This is a genomic window from Natronosalvus caseinilyticus (assembly GCF_017357105.1).
GTDB lineage: Archaea > Halobacteriota > Halobacteria > Halobacteriales > Natrialbaceae > Natronosalvus > Natronosalvus caseinilyticus.
This window is the reverse complement of record NZ_CP071596.1, coordinates 3,289,132-3,305,377: the sequence shown is the minus strand read 5'-3', so window position 1 is coordinate 3,305,377 and position 16,246 is coordinate 3,289,132. Positions and strand designations below refer to the sequence as shown.

The following is a 16,246-nucleotide window of genomic DNA, read 5'->3' as shown; positions in this document are numbered from 1 at the left end:
GAATGCGGTCAGTTGTACGTCTCCTTGCTCGCGATCTGAACCGTCGTCTCGCCGGTGGTCACGAACAGGTCGTTCCTGAGACGAGTGAACTCCAGGCCGTCGACCGTGACCGACTCGTCGGCTGCCGGAATGTCGGCTCTGGCCGGGTCGGCTGATTCGTTCTCCCTGACCTCGAGGACGAACGCGCCGTCGTCGGGTACGATCGTGACGTTCTTGCCGTCGATTATCGCATTAGCCGTCGACGGCTCCGAGGCGTGGGCGAGCACCCGCCGGTCGTCGTGCTCGAGCCAGACCTGGTAGACGGTGTCGTTCCCGACGGGGGTCCACCCCGCGCGAGTGGCGGTGATCGACTCCCGCCAGCCGGGGCCGCCGACGTGGACGGTTTCCGAGCCGCTGAAGGCTAGGCGCTGGGCGGAGACGGACTCCGACCAGATGTGACGGTCGGGACTCGAGACGATCACGCCGCTGCCCTCGACCCCTCCCGCGTCGAACGCCTCGAGGTCGACGACGGAGGCGATCGGGTTCTGTGCGCGTTCGGCATATGTGATCGAGTAGTCCTCGACGGTGAGCGTGCCTTCCGTCGAGCCTGCGTCGTCCCCGTCGAGGACGAACAGGTTGACCGGAATCGCTGGCCCGCAAATCGCCGCGAGAACGACGAAGACGACCACGACCGCCGCGTACTGGCGCGAGGTCCTCGCGAGCGATGGGACCCGGGATTTCGGGTGCGCGACGAGTTCGTGGAGTCGATCGTTGGTCGCCGCGTCGTTCGCGAGTAATCGGGAGAGGAGGCCGCCGTCCTCGAGTATCGGCGCGGTCGGCCGCGAGAGCCGACGCTCGAGACGGGCTGGGAGGATCGATCGCTGGGAGCCAGCGACCGCGATGGTGATCACGAGCGCGAGCGCGATGACGACGACGACGCCGGGGCCCCGAAACAGGACGTACCGGTTCGCGCCGTCGAACCAGTAGATCGCCCAGAGCGACTTCGAGAAGCCGTAGATGAGGACGGCGAGCCAGATCGCGAGCGGGTCCGGCCGGTAGCCGTCGTCCCGGCGGTCGAAAATCACGAGTGCGACGACGAGGCCGACGAAGAACCCGAGGGCGTGACCCTGGATGGCCGTCGACGCCCACCACGGGGCCGACGGCGGCCGGGGCTGGACGACGTACCACCCGATCGGCCGCTGGAGGGCGCCGTAGATCGTCGACAGGGTGCCGTGGACGCCGATGGCGCCGATGAGCGTGACGATGGGGTACCGAACGATCGCGAAGCCCGCGAAGGCGAAGACGACGCCCGAGAAGCCGATGACGGGGCCCAGCGCGAAGAGGCCGGTGATCACGCCGACGGCGAGGACGCCCGTGGGGAAGACGACGAGGGCACGAAGCCAGGGATTCGTCAGGAGGGTCGAGGCGAGGCCGCCCAAGGTACTTGAGGTGCTCGAGGTGCTCGAGGTGCTCGAGTTCGACTCGACGGTTCGAGTTCGACTCCCGTTCGCGTAGTGCCCCCACGCGTACTCGGCGATGGGCGCCACGACGACGGCGCCGGTGAGGTTCCCAGTGAGGTGACCCGGGTAGGCGTGAGCGAACGGAGCGGTGAGGATGCCCAGCGGATAGAAGAATGACCACGCGCGAAACGGCGTTACGACGGGGTTGTCGAAGTCGGTGATCCCGTCCTGGACGAAGAGGTAGACGGTGATCACGAAGCCGACGACGACCAGCGTTCCCCACGGCACGCCGAGGACGAACCGGTCCTCGAGGACCTCCCGCCAGCGTCGCTCCCGCGGATCGAGTCGGCTGACGACGAATAGCGAGCCGAGCACCGTCAGGACGACGAGTGCAGTGAGTCCGGTCGTCAGCCAGTTCATATCTGCTGGTAAGGGGGGAGCCGTATAGGGATTTCCCTCTTTACAGGGGCTCAAGTGCCGTCTGGTTTGTGGCGAGGGGAGCCGCGGCAGCCGACGAGTGAGGCCGATGCCAGCGGCTTCGAAAGGTACAAGCGGCCAACGGCCGGAGAGTGGGACATGGAACTGCGGGTCACCGAGAGCAGCGAGAACGAACTCTCGATCGAAATCGTCGGCGAGGATCACACGTTTATGAACGTACTCAAGGGTGCGTTGCTCGAGCACGACGACGTGAGCGCGGCAACGTACGACATGAACCCAGAACAGTCGGGCGGTCAGACCGATCCCATCCTGACGATCAAGACCGAGGGCGACGTCGAACCGCTCGACGCGCTCGAGGAGGCGGCCGGCGACGTTCGGTCGAAGACGGCGGCGTTCCGCGACGCGTTCGAAGCGGCGGTTTGAGGATCTCGCTGCTGTTCTCAACCTGGTTCGACGGACTGGTAGCACGTGGTCCGTCGTGAGCTGTGAGTCGGACGACTCGAGTCAGGCAAACCGTGCGAGTCTACGAACTGAACCATCCGGATGACCCAAGCGAGCCGTGCGAACAGCGTCGGCCGACCTGGATCGCTCAACTCGAGGTACCGACGCGATGCCTGCGCCGCCTCGAGACACCGAATACGACCTGAAATCGAACGCGATCGTTCAGTCCTGAAAGTGACGGCGGTGACTGCGAGCCGTTACAGCCTGACCGGCACGTCGCGCTCGTCGAGGTAGCGCTTGACTTCCTCGATCGAGTACTCTCCGAAGTGGAAGATGGAAGCCGCGAGGCCGGCATCGGCGTCTGCCTCGGTGAACACCTCGTACATGTCCTCGGGACCGCCACAGCCCGAGGAGGCGATGACCGGCGTGTCGACCGCCTCGGAGACGGCCTTCATCAGAGGCACGTCGTAGCCGTCTTTCGTCCCGTCGGCATCGATCGAGTTGACGAACAGTTCGCCGGCGCCTCGAGACTGAGCCTCCTGGGCCCACTTGACGACGTCGATGCCGGTCCTCTCGCGGCCCCCTTTCTTCGTGCACTCGAACCAGCAGGACTCGCCGTCGACGTCGACGTAGTGTTCGCCGCCCTCGTCGAACCGTCGCCGCGCGTCGACGCTGATGACGATGCACTGGCTGCCGAACGCGCGGGCGCCCTCGTTTATGAGGTCGGGGCGCTCGAGGGCGCCCGTGGTGATCGAGACCTTGTCGGCCCCCGCGCGCAGGGTCTCCTTGATGTCGTCGGCGGTCCGAATGCCGCCGCCGACGGTCAGCGGGATGAACACCTCGTCGGCGACTCGCTCGACGACCGAGAGCATGGTCTCCCGTCCCTCGGCGGAGGCGGTGATGTCGAGGAAGACGAACTCGTCGGCCCCGGCCTCGTTGTACGCGCGAGCCATCTCGACGGGGTCGCCGGTGTACTCGAGGTCCTCGAAGTGAACGCCGGTGTAGACCGCCGGGTTCCCGTCGTCGTCGACGTCGACGTCGATACACGGGATAATTCGCTTGGTGAGCATCTGACTCGAGGTTGGGCCGACCGGGGTTTGACGGTTTCGACCACGGCAGGTGCCCGCGTCTGCGTTCTCAGCGTCCATGGTCAGTCGCTCACGATCCGTGATTCATCATCCGCCGCCCGCCATCCATCTTCCCTCTTCCGTCGTCTAGTAGCGCTTAAGTGCTCGAGTCAGAAACACTCACGTATGACAGACGAGACGGAACCCACCCACGACGAGGATTCGGGGGCCACCGTCGGCCACGACCTCGAGGACGAGCGAACGACCGCGCCGATGAGCCCCTTCTCGCCGCGCGATGCGGCGTTCGGGTTCGTCGTGATGGTCATCGGCGTCGCGATCACTCTCGCGATCCCGATGGGTCTGTTCTAACTGCCAACCGCTACCTGCCATCCGCGTTTTCGCCGTCGCCCGAGGCTCGCGATTCTCTCGAGCACGCCACGTCGAACACATCACGCTGAGCACACCACGCCAAATACAGGAAATTCCGGTGGCTCGACCGTGAGCGAACACTGCACTATAATTAAAAAACGGCGTCGGAGGCCACCACAGCCACCGGAGAGAGTCAGAAAACGTACTCGTCGTCGTGGCCCATCATCCCGTCGTTCTCGAGGCCCGGTTCCTCCTCGTCCATCGGGCCACTCGTCTTGTACGCCTTGATCCCCGTCGAGAGCAGGTCTTCGATCGCTTCTTCGCGGTTGACGAACTCGCCGCGTTCCACCATCTGCGCGATCTGCATCTCGAGATGTTCCGGTATCGTGATCTCTACTTTCGGCATCTGATTCGGGTTTCGGTGAGGGGGTATTTAAGATTGACGGGGCCGGGAATGGGCGTCCACGGTGCAGTCGCTCGCGACGGTGTAGCGGTGAAAAATACGTGCGTCAGAAACGTCGGCGCCCGCTACTTGCTCATCATCGACTCGAGCGTGTTCTTGATCGACGAGGCCGGCTTCGCCAGCATGTCCAGTTGTTGGGTCATTTTCCGCTGGTTGAAGTAGCTCGCGAACGCCAGGATCGTCGGTGGCCAGAGGCCGACGAAGAGTCCTCGCTCCTTGTCTCCTCGCGCGAAGAAGTAGTACCACGAGAGGCCGACCGACGCGGCTGCAGCCATAACCGCAGGTCCCATGGCCTGGGATCCCTTCGTTTCCATCTCGCCACTCGTCTCTCGCTCTGTGAGTCGTTGTGTACTCGCCATGCGATTGCCCCATCGCCCACGTTCGTATTGGTTATAAAGCGCGTATCCCTCGGTACCGAGGGATTGGTTCCCTGGGGCGTTCGTTCCATCCGGTTCCATTGGGGTCAACGGGCGGGGAATCTCGGATTTACTGCGCGAAACGGAGCGCCCGTCGACCTCGAGCGGTACGGTTACGGTCGTCCCGCACGGACGAGTCGACGATGAAGGACGTCACGAACCTCTACCAGGAGTTCGGCGACGAACGGTTGCCGCCCGGACAGCGCGAGACGTCGAAGTTCCCGGTCCTCTCGAAGGGCGAGACGCCGCCGTGGGACCCCGACACCTGGGAGTTTACCGTCACCGGCGCCGTCGAGAACCCCCTCTCGTTCACGTGGGAGGAGTTCCGCGATCTGCCGGCCGAAACCCAGCGCCAGGACTTTCACTGCGTCACCGGGTGGAGCAAATTCGACTGCGAATTTACCGGGGTGCCCTTCACCGAACTGACCGAGCGCGCCGGGGTGACGGACGACGCGGTCCACGTCATGTTCGCGGCCCTCGACGACTACACGACGGACCTCCCGCTCGAGGACTGCCTCCGCGACGAGGTGCTCTTCGCGTGGGCCTTCGACGGAGAACCGATCGCGCGCGAACACGGTGGGCCACTTCGAGTCGTGACGCCACACCGCTACGCCTACAAGGGGGCGAAGTGGGTCACCGGCGTCGAATTCCTGACCGAACCGGAACTGGGATACTGGGAACGACGGGGGTACTCCGAGACGGCCGATCCCTGGCAGGAAGAGCGGTACAGCTAGATCAGACGTCTTTTCGCGTGAACCAGGCGCTGCTGGCGAGAACTAGGACGAGCGTGATCGCGACGAGAATCGCGACGCCGACGAAGTCGTACTCGCCCTGGAGGAGAACGTCGTTCGGATCGTAGTAGCGCATCGGGACGATTGCGCCGAGGAACTCGTAGCCGGTTCCCTCGAGCAGCGATTCGACGAGGAAGATTCCGAAGGTGATTCCGAGGGCGGCGCGCTGGGCGATCCCCACTCGGTCGAAGACGACCGAACAGCAGAGCCCGATCCCGGCGCAGGCGAAAAGGTAGGGGATCGACAGCAGGTGGACCGCGAAGACGTCCGCCACGGAGAGCGACTCGTCGATGAGCCACCCGCCCGCGAGGATCACCGGCGGGAGGAGGAGGTTCACCGAGACGATGGGCACGGCGAGGGCGGCGAACTTCTCGACGACCAGTTGCGGTCGCGAAACCGGCATCGCCAGGATGGTGTCCATCCGGCCGCGGTCGACGTCGTCGGCGATCAGTCCGGCGCCGCTGTAGGCCAGGTAGAGTCCGAGGAGGATGACCCAGCCGAAGACGTAGAACTCGAAGGCGAGAAAGCCCTCGAGCGACGCCATCGTCTCGACGTCGAACAGCTGGAGGATCTGCGGCGGGTACGCATCGAGGAGTTCGTCCTCCTGGAACGAGTTCCGGAAGGACGGATAGACCCAGACGATCATCGCGGCCAGCGCGATCATCCCGAGCGAGAGGTAGAGGCTGCCTTTCACTCGCTTTCGGGCCTCGTACCGGAGGAATTCAAACATCGTCCTCGCCTCCGTAGAACCGCATGAAGACGTCCTCGAGCGGCGCCTCCTCGATCGAGAGGTCCAGCAGGTCGTACGGCGAGAGGCGCTCGAGCAGGGCGTTGATGTCGCCGGTGAAGGTGAATGCACACTCGGTGAAGTGCGCCGTCTGTTCGCTCGCGACGGCCGGGCTACCCTCGCTGTGTCCGTCGCCATTGCCGCCATCGTCGCCTCTGTCACCTCCGGGTCCGTTGGTACCTCCGGCACCGCCACCACCCTCGCCGCTGGCGTTCGTCTCGAGCCCGTGAACGCCCTCGAGGTCGAGCGTGTCTACGGGGATCGAGTCGTTGGCGTGGATGCGGACGACTTTCCCACTCCGGGTCAGCAGGGTCTCGATGGGGTCCACGGTCACCAGTCGCCCGTTGCGGATGATCCCGACGCGGTCACAGAGCCGGCGAACCTCGCTCAGGATGTGCGAGGAGAAGAACGTGGTCACACCTCGATCCCGCTCTGATCGCAGGAACTCCGAGAAGCGCTGTTTCATGAGCGGGTCGAGCCCGCTGGTCGGTTCGTCCAGGATCACGAGGTCGGGGTCGTGCATGAACGTCGTGACGATCCCGAGTTTCTGGACGTTCCCGCGGGAGTACTCGCGCACCTGGCGGTCGAGCGGCGGGTCGAACAACTCGAGCAGTTCGTCCCTGCGCTCGCCCCCTTTCACCGCGGCGTGGAGGTCGAGGATTTCAGTTCCGGTCGCCTCCTCGTCGAACCCGGGGTCGTCCGAGAGGTAGCCGATTCGCCGGCGGGCCTCGAGCAATGCCTTCCGGTTGCGGATATCCGCGCCGAGGACCTGAGCCGATCCTGCCGTCGGCGAGATGAAGCCGAGCAGCATGCGAATCGTCGTGGTCTTGCCCGCCCCGTTGGGACCGAGGTAGCCGAAGATTTCGCCGCGGTCGACGGTGAGCGTGAGGTCGTCGGCCGCTCGCACGTCGCCGTAGTCCTTCGTGAGCCCCTCGAGTTCGATGACGGCCATACTCGAGGCTACTCAGCACGGCCATTTGGTTGTACTGGTGGTGATACCAGTTACCTGAGAGAATCCGGAGCATCTCGTGGCCGTGGCTCTCGAGGGGTCTGCTACCGACCGAGGATCGGTTCCTCGAGTTCACCCACTTCCGCGAGAATCGCCTCGACGTGGTCCTCGTCGACGCCGTTTTCGAGGAGGGCCGTCTCGAGGTAGGCTGCGACGGCGTCGAAGTCGGCGGGATCGAGATCCAGGTCCGCGTGCGCCTCGCGCATGTCTGCACCCGTGTACGTGACGGGGCCACCGGCGACCGAACTGATGAACTGGACCTGGTGGGCGTACAGTTCCTCCATGTCGTAGCCGTCGAAGTAGCCCGCGAGCTGATCGTCCGCGAGAACCATGTCGTAGAAGTCCGTGACGACCGATTCGACGGCTTTCCGTCCGCCGATTTTGGCGTAGACTTGTGGTGCCATCGTCGGCTCTATTTTGCCGTGAGATTCGAATCGTTCGCCACGTTCTCACTGCGTGGGAATCGGCGAAAGGGGGCGCCTACTCGAGGAGCGACCGGGGCATCTGGAACGTCTACTCGAGGAGCGACCGGAGCGACCGAAATACCTACTCGAGGAGCGATCGAAGGCAATTCCCGCCCAGCAGGCCGAGCCCGACGACGCTCGCGAGGATCGCCACGAGCGGGTTCAATAGTCCTGCAGCGGCGGCGGGGATCGTGAGCACGTTGTACGAGAAGGCCAGCCGCTCGTTTTGTTCGACCCGTTTCCGGGCGGCGGCGGCCAGTTCGAACGCCGTCTCGATCGACGCGAGGTCGTCCTCCACGATCGCCAGGTCGGAGGCGTCGGAGGCCAGGTCGGTGCCGCTCCCCAGCGAAATCCCGAGGTCAGCCTCGGCCAGCGCGGGCGCGTCGTTCGTCCCGTCGCCGACCATCGCCACCTGCCCGCGTTCCCGGAGGTGGCGAACCGTCGCGACCTTCCCCTCGGGTGGGACGCCCGCAAACGCGTGGGAGACCGCCGGGTGAGCCTCGAACGCGTCCGTGGCCTCCGGATCGTCGCCGGTCAACACGACGACGTCCATGCCGCGCGCCTCGAGTCCCGAGAGCGTCTCCTCCCAGCCGCCGCGGACCTCGTCGCCGACGACGATTACGCCCTCGGCTGTTCCGTCTCGACCGACGACGACGGGGAGGCGTCCGAAGCCGCGCGCCTCGCTCGCGCGGGTTTCGACGTCCGCACCCAGCGTCCATCCCCGGTCGACGAACGCGTCGGGGTGGCCGACGAGCACGCGACTGTCGCCGACGGCCCCCTCGACCGCGTTTCCGTGGCTCTCGAAGTCCGACACCCGGTTCACAGTGGCGTGTTCGCCGGCTGCGCCGCCGTCGGGGCGAGTCGCAGTGTCGTCGCCGTGGTCGGTACCAGTCGAGTCGGACCCGCCCGCGCCGTAGGCTCGAGCAATGGCGTCCGCAGCGGGGTGGGACGCCCGCTGCTCGAGCGCTCCCGCCGCAGACAGGAGTTCGTCGGGCGCCTCGGCCTCGAGGACGGTCATCTCGCCGCGGGTGAGCGTTCCGGTCTTGTCGAAGACGATCGTGTCGATCGCTCGGAGCCGCTCGAAGACGGTCTCGTCGAAGACGACGATGCCGCGCTCCAACACCGCCTCGATGGTCGTCGCGATGGATAGTGGCGTCGCCACGCCGAGCAGCCAGGGGGTGCCGACCAGGACGACCGTCAGCGACCAGAGGGTCGCCTCGCCTGGACCGCGCCCGAGGACGAGCGCGACGACGCCGGCGACGATTGCGGTGCCGACGAGCGGTCGAACGAGTCGATCGGCCAGGTCGTCGACCCGCCGCTGGGCCCCGTGGACGGCCGTCTGGAGGTTCCAGACCGTGTCGGTGAGGCGCTCGAGGCTGCTCGAGCCGCGATCGTCGACTTCGATTACGGCGGCGTCCGCAGTCACGATCGAGCCGCCGACGACCTCGTCGCCTGCCGCCTTGGCGATTGGAACGGACTCGCCGGTCACGATCGCTTCGTCGACCGTACAGGCCCCCTCCGCGAGGACGCCGTCGATCGGGATGCGTTCGCCCTGCTTGATGAGGACGGTGTCCCCGGCCTCGAGGTCGGCAACGTCGACGTCGGTCGTCGAGCCGTCGGCCTCGTACCGGCGTGCGCTGTCGACCTGGGAGATCGTGAGTTCGGTCAGCCGGTCCATCGCGCGCTGTTTGACCATCGACTCGTAGAGGATCGCGCCCATGACGGCGGAGGCGACGACGAGCACGAGGTCGAAGTAGACGTTCGGGCTGGTCACGAAGACGGCGACGGAGCTGTAGAGGTAGGCACCGACGATGGTCATCGCCGCGAGGAGGTCCGTGTTCGGGCGTCGGAGCTTGAGGCTGACGTAGGCCCCCCGGAGCAGCGGCATTCCGGTGACGTAGAGGACGATCCCCGTCAGGACGAAGTAGACCCGCATGAACATGATGCCGCCGTCGGTGAAGATCGTCTGGAACGACGAGAGCGGGCCGATGGGCGCCATGTCCGCCATGTACGACGGGTAGAGCATCACGACGTAGGGCAAGAGCAGGAACGACCCGAAGACGACCCCCAGGACGTACCGGACCTGGCGCATGTCGTCGGTTCGTCGCTTGCGGACGCCGCTCATCTCGCGCGAGCGGCGGCTCTTCCCGGTCTGGTCCGCCTGTATCTGTGATCCCGCATCCTCACGGAGGTACGCCGTGTACCCCGTGATGCTCAGGGCGTCCCGAAGTTCCTCCGGTGCCACCGCCGTCGGATCGTGATCGACGCGAACCGACTCCGTCACGTAACTCGCCTCGGCCTCGAGAACGCCGTCGAGGTCGGTCGCGACGGACTCGAGGTAGGCCTCGCAGGTGGCGGTGTGCATGCCGTCGACCCGGAGGTGGGTGCGTATCGGCGGGCGGTCGTCCTGTTCGTCCCCCTCGTCCTGGTCGCGCTGGTCGCCCCCTTCGTCCTGGTCGTCCTGGTCGCTCCCTTCGTCGGCCTCGGCTTCCGGCGAGGTCTCGTTCTCGCCTTCAGTTGGGTCACCGTCGGCATCGTCTGGGCTGCCCTCGTTCTCGACGTCGGCGTCTCTCAGCGCCTCTTTGGCTTCACCCGTGGCGTCTTTCAGCGGACCCTCCGACTCACCGTCTTCGTCCGCCGCCTCGAGGGGCTCATCGCGCACGTCGGTCGAAAGATTCGGGGGTCCCGATTCCACCGCGAGATCCGCCGATGGGTCCGGCTCGAGCGCCTCCCAGACGCGCCGACAACCCGGTGAACAGAACGTCGCCTCGTCCTCGAGCGTCGCCTTCTCTCCGGGCGACGGCTCCTCGACCGCGCGGCCACACAGCGAACACGCGATTGCCGCTGGCGCCTGGTCGTCCTCAGCCACTGCAGACCACCGGGCGGTCGGCGATCCACCCCTGTTCGCGGGTCCGTGCGAGCCGCTCGACGGGGCTACGTCGGCTGCCCGATCTCGAGACCATTGGCGACCGTAGGGACGCGAGCCGTTAAACGAGTTCGAAATTGGACCTCGAGAGAGCGACCTCGAAACGCTGAAGGCGCCCCCACTCCGAAATGCGCCAATGGATCGACCGTCGGGACAGGGACGAGTCGACGCGAGCGGGCGGGCGACGACGGCCGTTGCCGATGGCCGACTGGTGAGCCGAAGTCGTCCAATCGGCGACGTCTCGTTCGGCACGATTCTGGAGCACGCCCAGGGAACGCGGGCGCAGTGGGCGACGGCCGACGGCCTCGAACTGGTCGGCTGGGGCGAGACCGCCCGGTTGACCGCGAGCGGACCGGATCGGTTCGACGAGATCCGGGCGCAAGCGACGGCGGCGTTCGACGGCGTCGACCACGACGGCCCCGCCGTCGCCCGCCCGCGAGCGTTCGGCGGATTCGCCTTCCACGACGGCCACGAACCGCGCGACCCCTGGACGTCGTTCGCCGCGGCGACGTTCGTCGTTCCGTCGGTGGTTCTCGCGCGAACCGACGAGGGAACGTGGCTCACTACGGTCGACACGAGCGACGACGACGCGACGGCGGCACTCGAGTCCTGGCACGACCGACTTTCGGGCGGACCCGCGATGCGCTCGAGCGGGACGGGTCCCGGAATCGACGACACTCGACGAACGACGACGCGCGAACAGTGGACCGAGGGCGTCGAGACGGCCCTCGAGCGCATCGCGGACGGCGTCCTCGAGAAGGTCGTCCTGGCCCAGGCCCTCGAGGTCGACCTCGAGGGGCCCCTCGACGTGCCAGCCTGTCTCGAGCGACTGCGCCGACAGTACCCGAACTGCTACCGGTTTCTCTTTCGGGACGGCGAGAGCGGCACGTTCTTCGGCGCCCCGCCGGAGCGCCTGGTCGGGAAGTCCGGCGCCGACGTCCGGACGGAGGCGCTCGCGGGGTCGGCCCCCCGGGGCGACTCCAGGGAGGCCGACGAGGAGCTGGCCGACCGACTCCTCGACAGCGAGAAGATCCGGCGGGAACACGGCATCGTCGTCGACACGATTCGCAGCCAGCTCGAGGCGCTCGCGGCCGACATTGAAGTCGAGAAGCGACGGGTCAAACGGCTGGCCACGATTCAACACTGCTGGACCCCAATCGAGGCGACGCTCGAGTCAGACCACCACGTGCTCGACGTCGTGGAGGCCCTGCACCCGACGCCCGCGGTGGGCGGCATTCCTCCCGAAGCCGCCTGGGAGACGATCCGCGACGTCGAGACGTTCGACCGGGGGTGGTACGCGGCACCGATCGGCTGGTTCGACGCCGCCGGCGACGGCGAGTTCGCCGTCGGCATCCGCTCGGGAGTCGCTCACGAGGACACGGTGACGCTGTTCGCCGGCAACGGCATCGTCGCCGACAGCGACCCCGACGACGAGTGGGACGAGGTCGTGCTCAAGTACCGACCGATCCTGGACGAACTTCGCGAGTGATCTCATGACGGCACCGAACCGCGCGACGCTCTGGGCTCGCACGCTCGTCGACGAACTGGCCGCTGGGGGCCTCGAGGCCGTCTGTCTCGCGCCCGGCAGTCGGTCGACGCCGCTGACGGTGGCGTTCGCCGAACATCCCGAGGTCGAGACGTACTCCCACCTCGACGAGCGCTCGGCGGCCTTTTTCGCTCTCGGACGCGCGCGTCGAATCGGCGAACCGACCGCGCTCGTCTGCACTTCGGGGACGGCCGCGGCGAACTTTCACCCGGCGGTGATCGAAGCGAGCCAGGCCCGCGTGCCGTTGCTCGTCCTGACCGCCGACCGTCCGCCCGAACTGCGCGACAGCGGGGCGAATCAGACGGTCGATCAGGTGAAGCTCTACGGCGACGCCGTTCGCTGGTACGCCGAACTCCCGGTGCCCGAACCCGACGAGCGCGCACTTCGCTCGCTGCGGACGACGGCCGCTCGAGCGCTCGCCCGGACCTCGGGTACGCCGACGCCGGCTGGCCCGGTTCACCTGAATTGCCCGTTCCGTAAGCCACTCGAGCCGACGCCGGTTCCCAACGCCGTGCCGGCGGCGCTCGAGGACACGCTGGCTGGACGGGGTCGAGACGGGCCGTTCGTTCGGGTGTCGGCGGGGGAAACGACGTCACCGGCGGACTCGCGAGCACCCGAACGGATCGCTCGAGCGCTCGAAGACGCCGCCCGGCCGCTGATCGTTGCGGGGCCAGCGGACCCGCCGATCGGTGAACCCGAAACGAGCGCCGTCGTCGAGGTCGCGACAGCCGTCGGCGCGCCGGTCTTCGCAGACCCGTTGTCGACGCTGCGGTTCGGGCCGCACCTCGAGTGGACGGCTGAGGACGAACCGGTCGTCTACGGCGGCTACGACGCCTACGTCGAGGCCGTTCCGGACCCCGACGTCGTCGTCCGGTTCGGTGCCTCTCCAACGTCGAAACCCCTCCGATGCGCGCTGCAGGACGCCGACTGCCGGCAGTTCCTGGTCGACCCCGCGGGCGAGTGGCGCGAGGCGACGTTCACCGCGACCGATCTCGTCGTTTCCGAGCCCACACCCCTCTTCGAGGCCGTCTCGAGCGAACTCGAGGTCGAGACGGCGCGCAAAAGCGTCGAAAGAGACTGGCTCGAGACGCTCGCGGCCGCCGAGGCGCACCACTGGGACCTGTGCAGAACGACCCGGTCCCGATCGAGCCTCGAGTCTGCCTCCTTCGAGGGGGCCATCCTCGCGACGGTGCTCGAGCACGCGCCCGACCCGTCGACCGTCTTCGTCTCGAACAGCATGCCGATTCGGGACGCTGACCGCTTTGGCGAGCCCCGAGACGCGGACCTCACCGTTCTCGCGAACCGGGGAGCCAGCGGGATCGACGGGATCGTGAGCACGGCACTCGGAGCTGGCAGCGCGACCGACGATCCGCTGGTGGCCGTCACCGGCGACCTCGCGCTCTACCACGACTCGAACGGTCTGCTCGCGCTCGAGCGCTGCGGCGTCGACGCGACAATCGTCCTGCTCGACAACGACGGTGGCGGCATCTTCCACAAGCTCCCGATCGAGTCGTTCGATCCGCCCTTCACCGAGCAGTTCAGGACACCCCACGGCCTCGAGTTCGATTCACTGGGGGAGCTGTACGGGTTCGACGTCCGCCACGTCGATCCCGTCGAATTCGAAGACGCCTACCGCGAGTCACTCGCCGCGTCCGGCACCCAACTACTCTTGGTGTCGTTCGACGCCGAAGCCAGTCACCGACAGCGCGAAGCGCTCGAGGAGCGCGTGCTCGAGGCGGTCCGCGACCTGGTATCGAATCGCGACCTCGAGTAAGAGTCCATTGAGACCGTTGCCGGTACGACCCGAGTATATGCCTCGTTACCAATCCTCTTGCCGCTAGGCGGATTACTCGAGACTATCGATGGTCGAAGCCGCCGGTATCGATCTCCTGAACCTGCTGCTGGTACTCACGCTCGCGTGGATATTCGGCCTCCTCGTCGAGCGTGCCGGCTATCCCGCCCTGATGGGGGAGATCCTCGCGGGAATCCTCTTCGGGCCCGCACTGCTGGGACTCTTACACCCGAGCGAGACGCTCGACGTCTTCGCCGAGTTCGGCGTCTTTTTGCTGATGATCTACGTCGGCATGGAGGTCGACATTAACGACCTGTTCGAACTCGGACCGCAGGCGCTGATGGTCGCGTTCGGCGGCTTCATCGCCCCGTTCGGACTCGGCTACCTGGTCGGCGTCTTCATCGGCGTGTCGATCGAACAGGCGCTCTTCATCGGCATCGCGATGGCTGCAACCTCCCTGGCCACGAAATCCCGAATTCTCGTCGACCTCGACATCCTCGACACGCGGATCGCGGGGGTGCTTCTCGGCGGTGCCCTGCTGTCCGACGTGGGGGTGATGGTGGTGTTCACCGGTGTCATGAGCTTCGTCGAAACGGGAACCGTCACACCGCTGGGCCTCGGATTGGTCGTCGGTGAGGCCCTGTTGTACTTCGCGGCGGCACTCGTCTTCGGCAACCGATTCCTGCCGTACGTCTGGGTCAGGATGGAAGACTGGATGGAACGTCACCGATTCGTCGACAAGACGTCCGCGTTCACCGTCGCGCTCATCGTCGCCCTCATCTTTGCGTTCTTCGCAGCGCTCGTCGAACTCCACATGATCATCGGCGGATTCATCGCCGGACTGTTCCTTCGCCAGGCACAGCTCGAGCCGGACATCTACGAGCACATGTACGACGTGATGTACGACCTGGCGATGGGGCTGTTCGCGCCGATTTTCTTCGTCACCATCGCGTTCGACCTCACGCTCGACGTGTTCACCGACAGCCTGGGACTCCTCGCGCTCATCGTCGCGAGCGCATTTCTCAGCAAAATTCTCGGGAGCTGGCTGTTTACCCTTCCGACGAAACTCACCTCGAGGGAGGGCCTCGTCATCGGGTTCGGGATGAACGGCCGCGGCACCGTCGAGATCGTCATCGTCTCGATCGCGCTCTCCGCGGGCGTCATCGGCGAGGAGCTCTTCTCCATTCTGGTCTTCACGGCGATTTTCACCACGGCGCTCGTCCCGCCGACGGTCAAGCTGGGCGTCGAGTGGCTCGAGCGGTCCGGCGAACTCGTCTTCATGGATGATCTCGATCTCGAGGTCGATTGATCGAGCGCAACGGTCCGTCGGGGAGCGAATCCGTACACGGGAACGAGAGCAGCGGGAGACGAGAACCTATTTCACGACCTCGAACCCACGTCGAACCATGGTTTCGGAAACGTTCGACCCCGACCGGTGGGAGCCGGTCGAGGGGTTCGACTTCCGCGATATCACGTACCACCGGTCGCTCGAGTCGGGGACCGTCCGCATCGCGTTCGACCGCCCCGAAGTGCGCAACGCCTTCCGGCCCGGGACCGTCGACGAACTGTACGACGTCCTGGACCACGCCAAGCGCCAGACCGACGTCGGGTGCGTCCTGCTGACGGGAAACGGGCCCTCGCCCAAAGACGGCGGCTGGGCCTTCTGTTCGGGCGGCGACCAGTCGATTCGCGGCGACGCTGGCTACGAGTACGAGGGCGACGAAACGCGCGCGTCCGAACAGGGTCGACTGCACATCCTCGAGGTCCAGCGCCTGATCCGCCACATTCCGAAAATCGTCGTCTGCGTCGTTCCGGGCTGGGCCGTCGGCGGCGGCCACTCCCTGCACGTCGTCTGTGACCTCACGCTCGCGAGTGAGGAGCACGCGAAGTTCCTCCAGACCGATCCCGACGTGGGGAGCTACGACGCCGGCTTCGGCTCCGCCTATCTTGCCCGCCAGATCGGCCAGAAGAAGGCCCGCGAGGTGTTCTTCCTCGGGAAAACCTACTCCGCCGAGGAGGCCGCGGAGATGGGGATGGTGAACGAGACCGTCCCCCACGAGGACCTCGAGGAGACCGCCCTCGAGTGGGCCGCCGAAATCAACGCCAAGAGCCCGAACGCGATGCGGATGCTCAAGTACGCGTTCAACATGGCCGACGACGGCTTCGTGGGGCAGCAGGTGTTCGCCGGCGAAGCGACGAGACTGGGCTACATGACCGACGAGGCCAAGGAGGGCCGAGACGCCTTCAACGAGGGGCGAGAACCGGACTTCTCGGAGTATCCGTGGCACTACTAACAGT

15 protein-coding genes are annotated in these 16,246 nt (G+C 66.2%); 7 read left to right on the top strand and 8 right to left on the bottom strand.

Annotated elements, in window-relative coordinates:
* Nucleotides 1-8 precede the first annotated feature (8 nt).
* Nucleotides 9-1,859: a rhomboid family intramembrane serine protease gene (locus tag J1N60_RS15935; RefSeq protein WP_312908913.1), complete on the bottom strand. Its 1,851-nt coding sequence runs from the start codon at nt 1,857-1,859 to the stop codon at nt 9-11.
* Between the two features lie 156 nt (nt 1,860-2,015).
* On the opposite strand from J1N60_RS15935, the gene J1N60_RS15930 reads away from it, so the two are divergent.
* Nucleotides 2,016-2,300 carry a DNA-directed RNA polymerase subunit L gene (locus J1N60_RS15930; RefSeq protein ID WP_312908911.1) on the top strand — a complete coding sequence of 95 codons (285 nt, stop codon included), beginning with the start codon at nt 2,016-2,018 and terminating at the stop codon, nt 2,298-2,300.
* Nucleotides 2,301-2,575: 275 nt separating this feature from the next.
* Here the strand turns inward: J1N60_RS15930 and hisF are convergent, their stop codons facing one another.
* Nucleotides 2,576-3,388, bottom strand: coding sequence for an imidazole glycerol phosphate synthase subunit HisF (hisF, locus tag J1N60_RS15925; RefSeq protein ID WP_312908909.1), 813 nt, complete (start codon nt 3,386-3,388; stop codon nt 2,576-2,578).
* A gap of 183 nt (nt 3,389-3,571) precedes the next feature.
* Here hisF and J1N60_RS15920 point away from each other — a divergent pair, with 183 nt between their 5' ends.
* On the top strand, nt 3,572-3,754 hold the full coding sequence (locus tag J1N60_RS15920) for a DUF7550 family protein (RefSeq protein WP_253436664.1): 183 nt from the start codon (nt 3,572-3,574) through the stop codon (nt 3,752-3,754).
* Between the two features lie 193 nt (nt 3,755-3,947).
* Here J1N60_RS15920 and J1N60_RS15915 read toward each other — a convergent pair whose 3' ends face one another.
* Together J1N60_RS15915 and J1N60_RS15910 are read right to left on the bottom strand one after the other, a co-directional pair.
* Nucleotides 3,948-4,160 (bottom strand): ribbon-helix-helix domain-containing protein, encoded by a 213-nt coding sequence (locus J1N60_RS15915; protein WP_252701061.1) that lies wholly within the window; start codon nt 4,158-4,160, stop codon nt 3,948-3,950.
* Between the two features lie 122 nt (nt 4,161-4,282).
* A complete protein-coding gene (locus J1N60_RS15910; RefSeq protein WP_312908905.1) occupies nt 4,283-4,576 on the bottom strand; it encodes a hypothetical protein in 294 nt (97 codons plus the stop codon).
* A gap of 200 nt (nt 4,577-4,776) precedes the next feature.
* On the opposite strand from J1N60_RS15910, the gene J1N60_RS15905 reads away from it, so the two are divergent.
* Nucleotides 4,777-5,367 (top strand): sulfite oxidase-like oxidoreductase, encoded by a 591-nt coding sequence (locus J1N60_RS15905; protein WP_312908903.1) that lies wholly within the window; start codon nt 4,777-4,779, stop codon nt 5,365-5,367.
* Nucleotide 5,368: 1 nt separating this feature from the next.
* Here the strand turns inward: J1N60_RS15905 and J1N60_RS15900 are convergent, their stop codons facing one another.
* The 4 genes from J1N60_RS15900 to J1N60_RS15885 form a co-directional block, all read right to left on the bottom strand.
* A complete protein-coding gene (locus J1N60_RS15900) occupies nt 5,369-6,154 on the bottom strand; it encodes an ABC transporter permease (RefSeq protein WP_312908901.1) in 786 nt (261 codons plus the stop codon).
* Entirely contained in the window at nt 6,147-7,163 is a 1,017-nt protein-coding gene (locus J1N60_RS15895) for an ABC transporter ATP-binding protein (RefSeq protein ID WP_312908899.1), read from the bottom strand. The genes J1N60_RS15900 and J1N60_RS15895 overlap by 8 nt, the downstream gene beginning before the upstream one ends.
* Nucleotides 7,164-7,264: 101 nt before the next feature.
* Nucleotides 7,265-7,624, bottom strand: coding sequence for a group I truncated hemoglobin (locus J1N60_RS15890; RefSeq protein WP_312908897.1), 360 nt, complete (start codon nt 7,622-7,624; stop codon nt 7,265-7,267).
* 142 nt (nt 7,625-7,766) lie between these two features.
* Entirely contained in the window at nt 7,767-10,553 is a 2,787-nt protein-coding gene (locus J1N60_RS15885) for a heavy metal translocating P-type ATPase (protein WP_312908895.1), read from the bottom strand.
* 193 nt (nt 10,554-10,746) lie between these two features.
* On the opposite strand from J1N60_RS15885, the gene J1N60_RS15880 reads away from it, so the two are divergent.
* The 4 genes from J1N60_RS15880 to J1N60_RS15865 all read left to right on the top strand — a co-directional run bounded on the left by J1N60_RS15880 (nt 10,747) and on the right by J1N60_RS15865 (nt 16,242).
* Complete coding sequence (locus tag J1N60_RS15880) at nt 10,747-12,099, top strand: isochorismate synthase (protein WP_312908893.1); 1,353 nt, start codon at nt 10,747-10,749, stop codon at nt 12,097-12,099.
* 4 nt (nt 12,100-12,103) lie between these two features.
* Nucleotides 12,104-13,930 (top strand): 2-succinyl-5-enolpyruvyl-6-hydroxy-3-cyclohexene-1-carboxylic-acid synthase, encoded by a 1,827-nt coding sequence (gene menD, locus J1N60_RS15875; RefSeq protein WP_312908891.1) that lies wholly within the window; start codon nt 12,104-12,106, stop codon nt 13,928-13,930.
* Between the two features lie 88 nt (nt 13,931-14,018).
* On the top strand, nt 14,019-15,257 hold the full coding sequence (locus J1N60_RS15870) for a cation:proton antiporter (protein WP_312908889.1): 1,239 nt from the start codon (nt 14,019-14,021) through the stop codon (nt 15,255-15,257).
* 97 nt (nt 15,258-15,354) lie between these two features.
* Nucleotides 15,355-16,242, top strand: a complete 888-nt coding sequence (locus tag J1N60_RS15865; RefSeq protein WP_312908887.1) for a 1,4-dihydroxy-2-naphthoyl-CoA synthase — start codon at nt 15,355-15,357, stop codon at nt 16,240-16,242.
* The last annotated feature ends 4 nt before the right edge of the window (nt 16,243-16,246 follow it).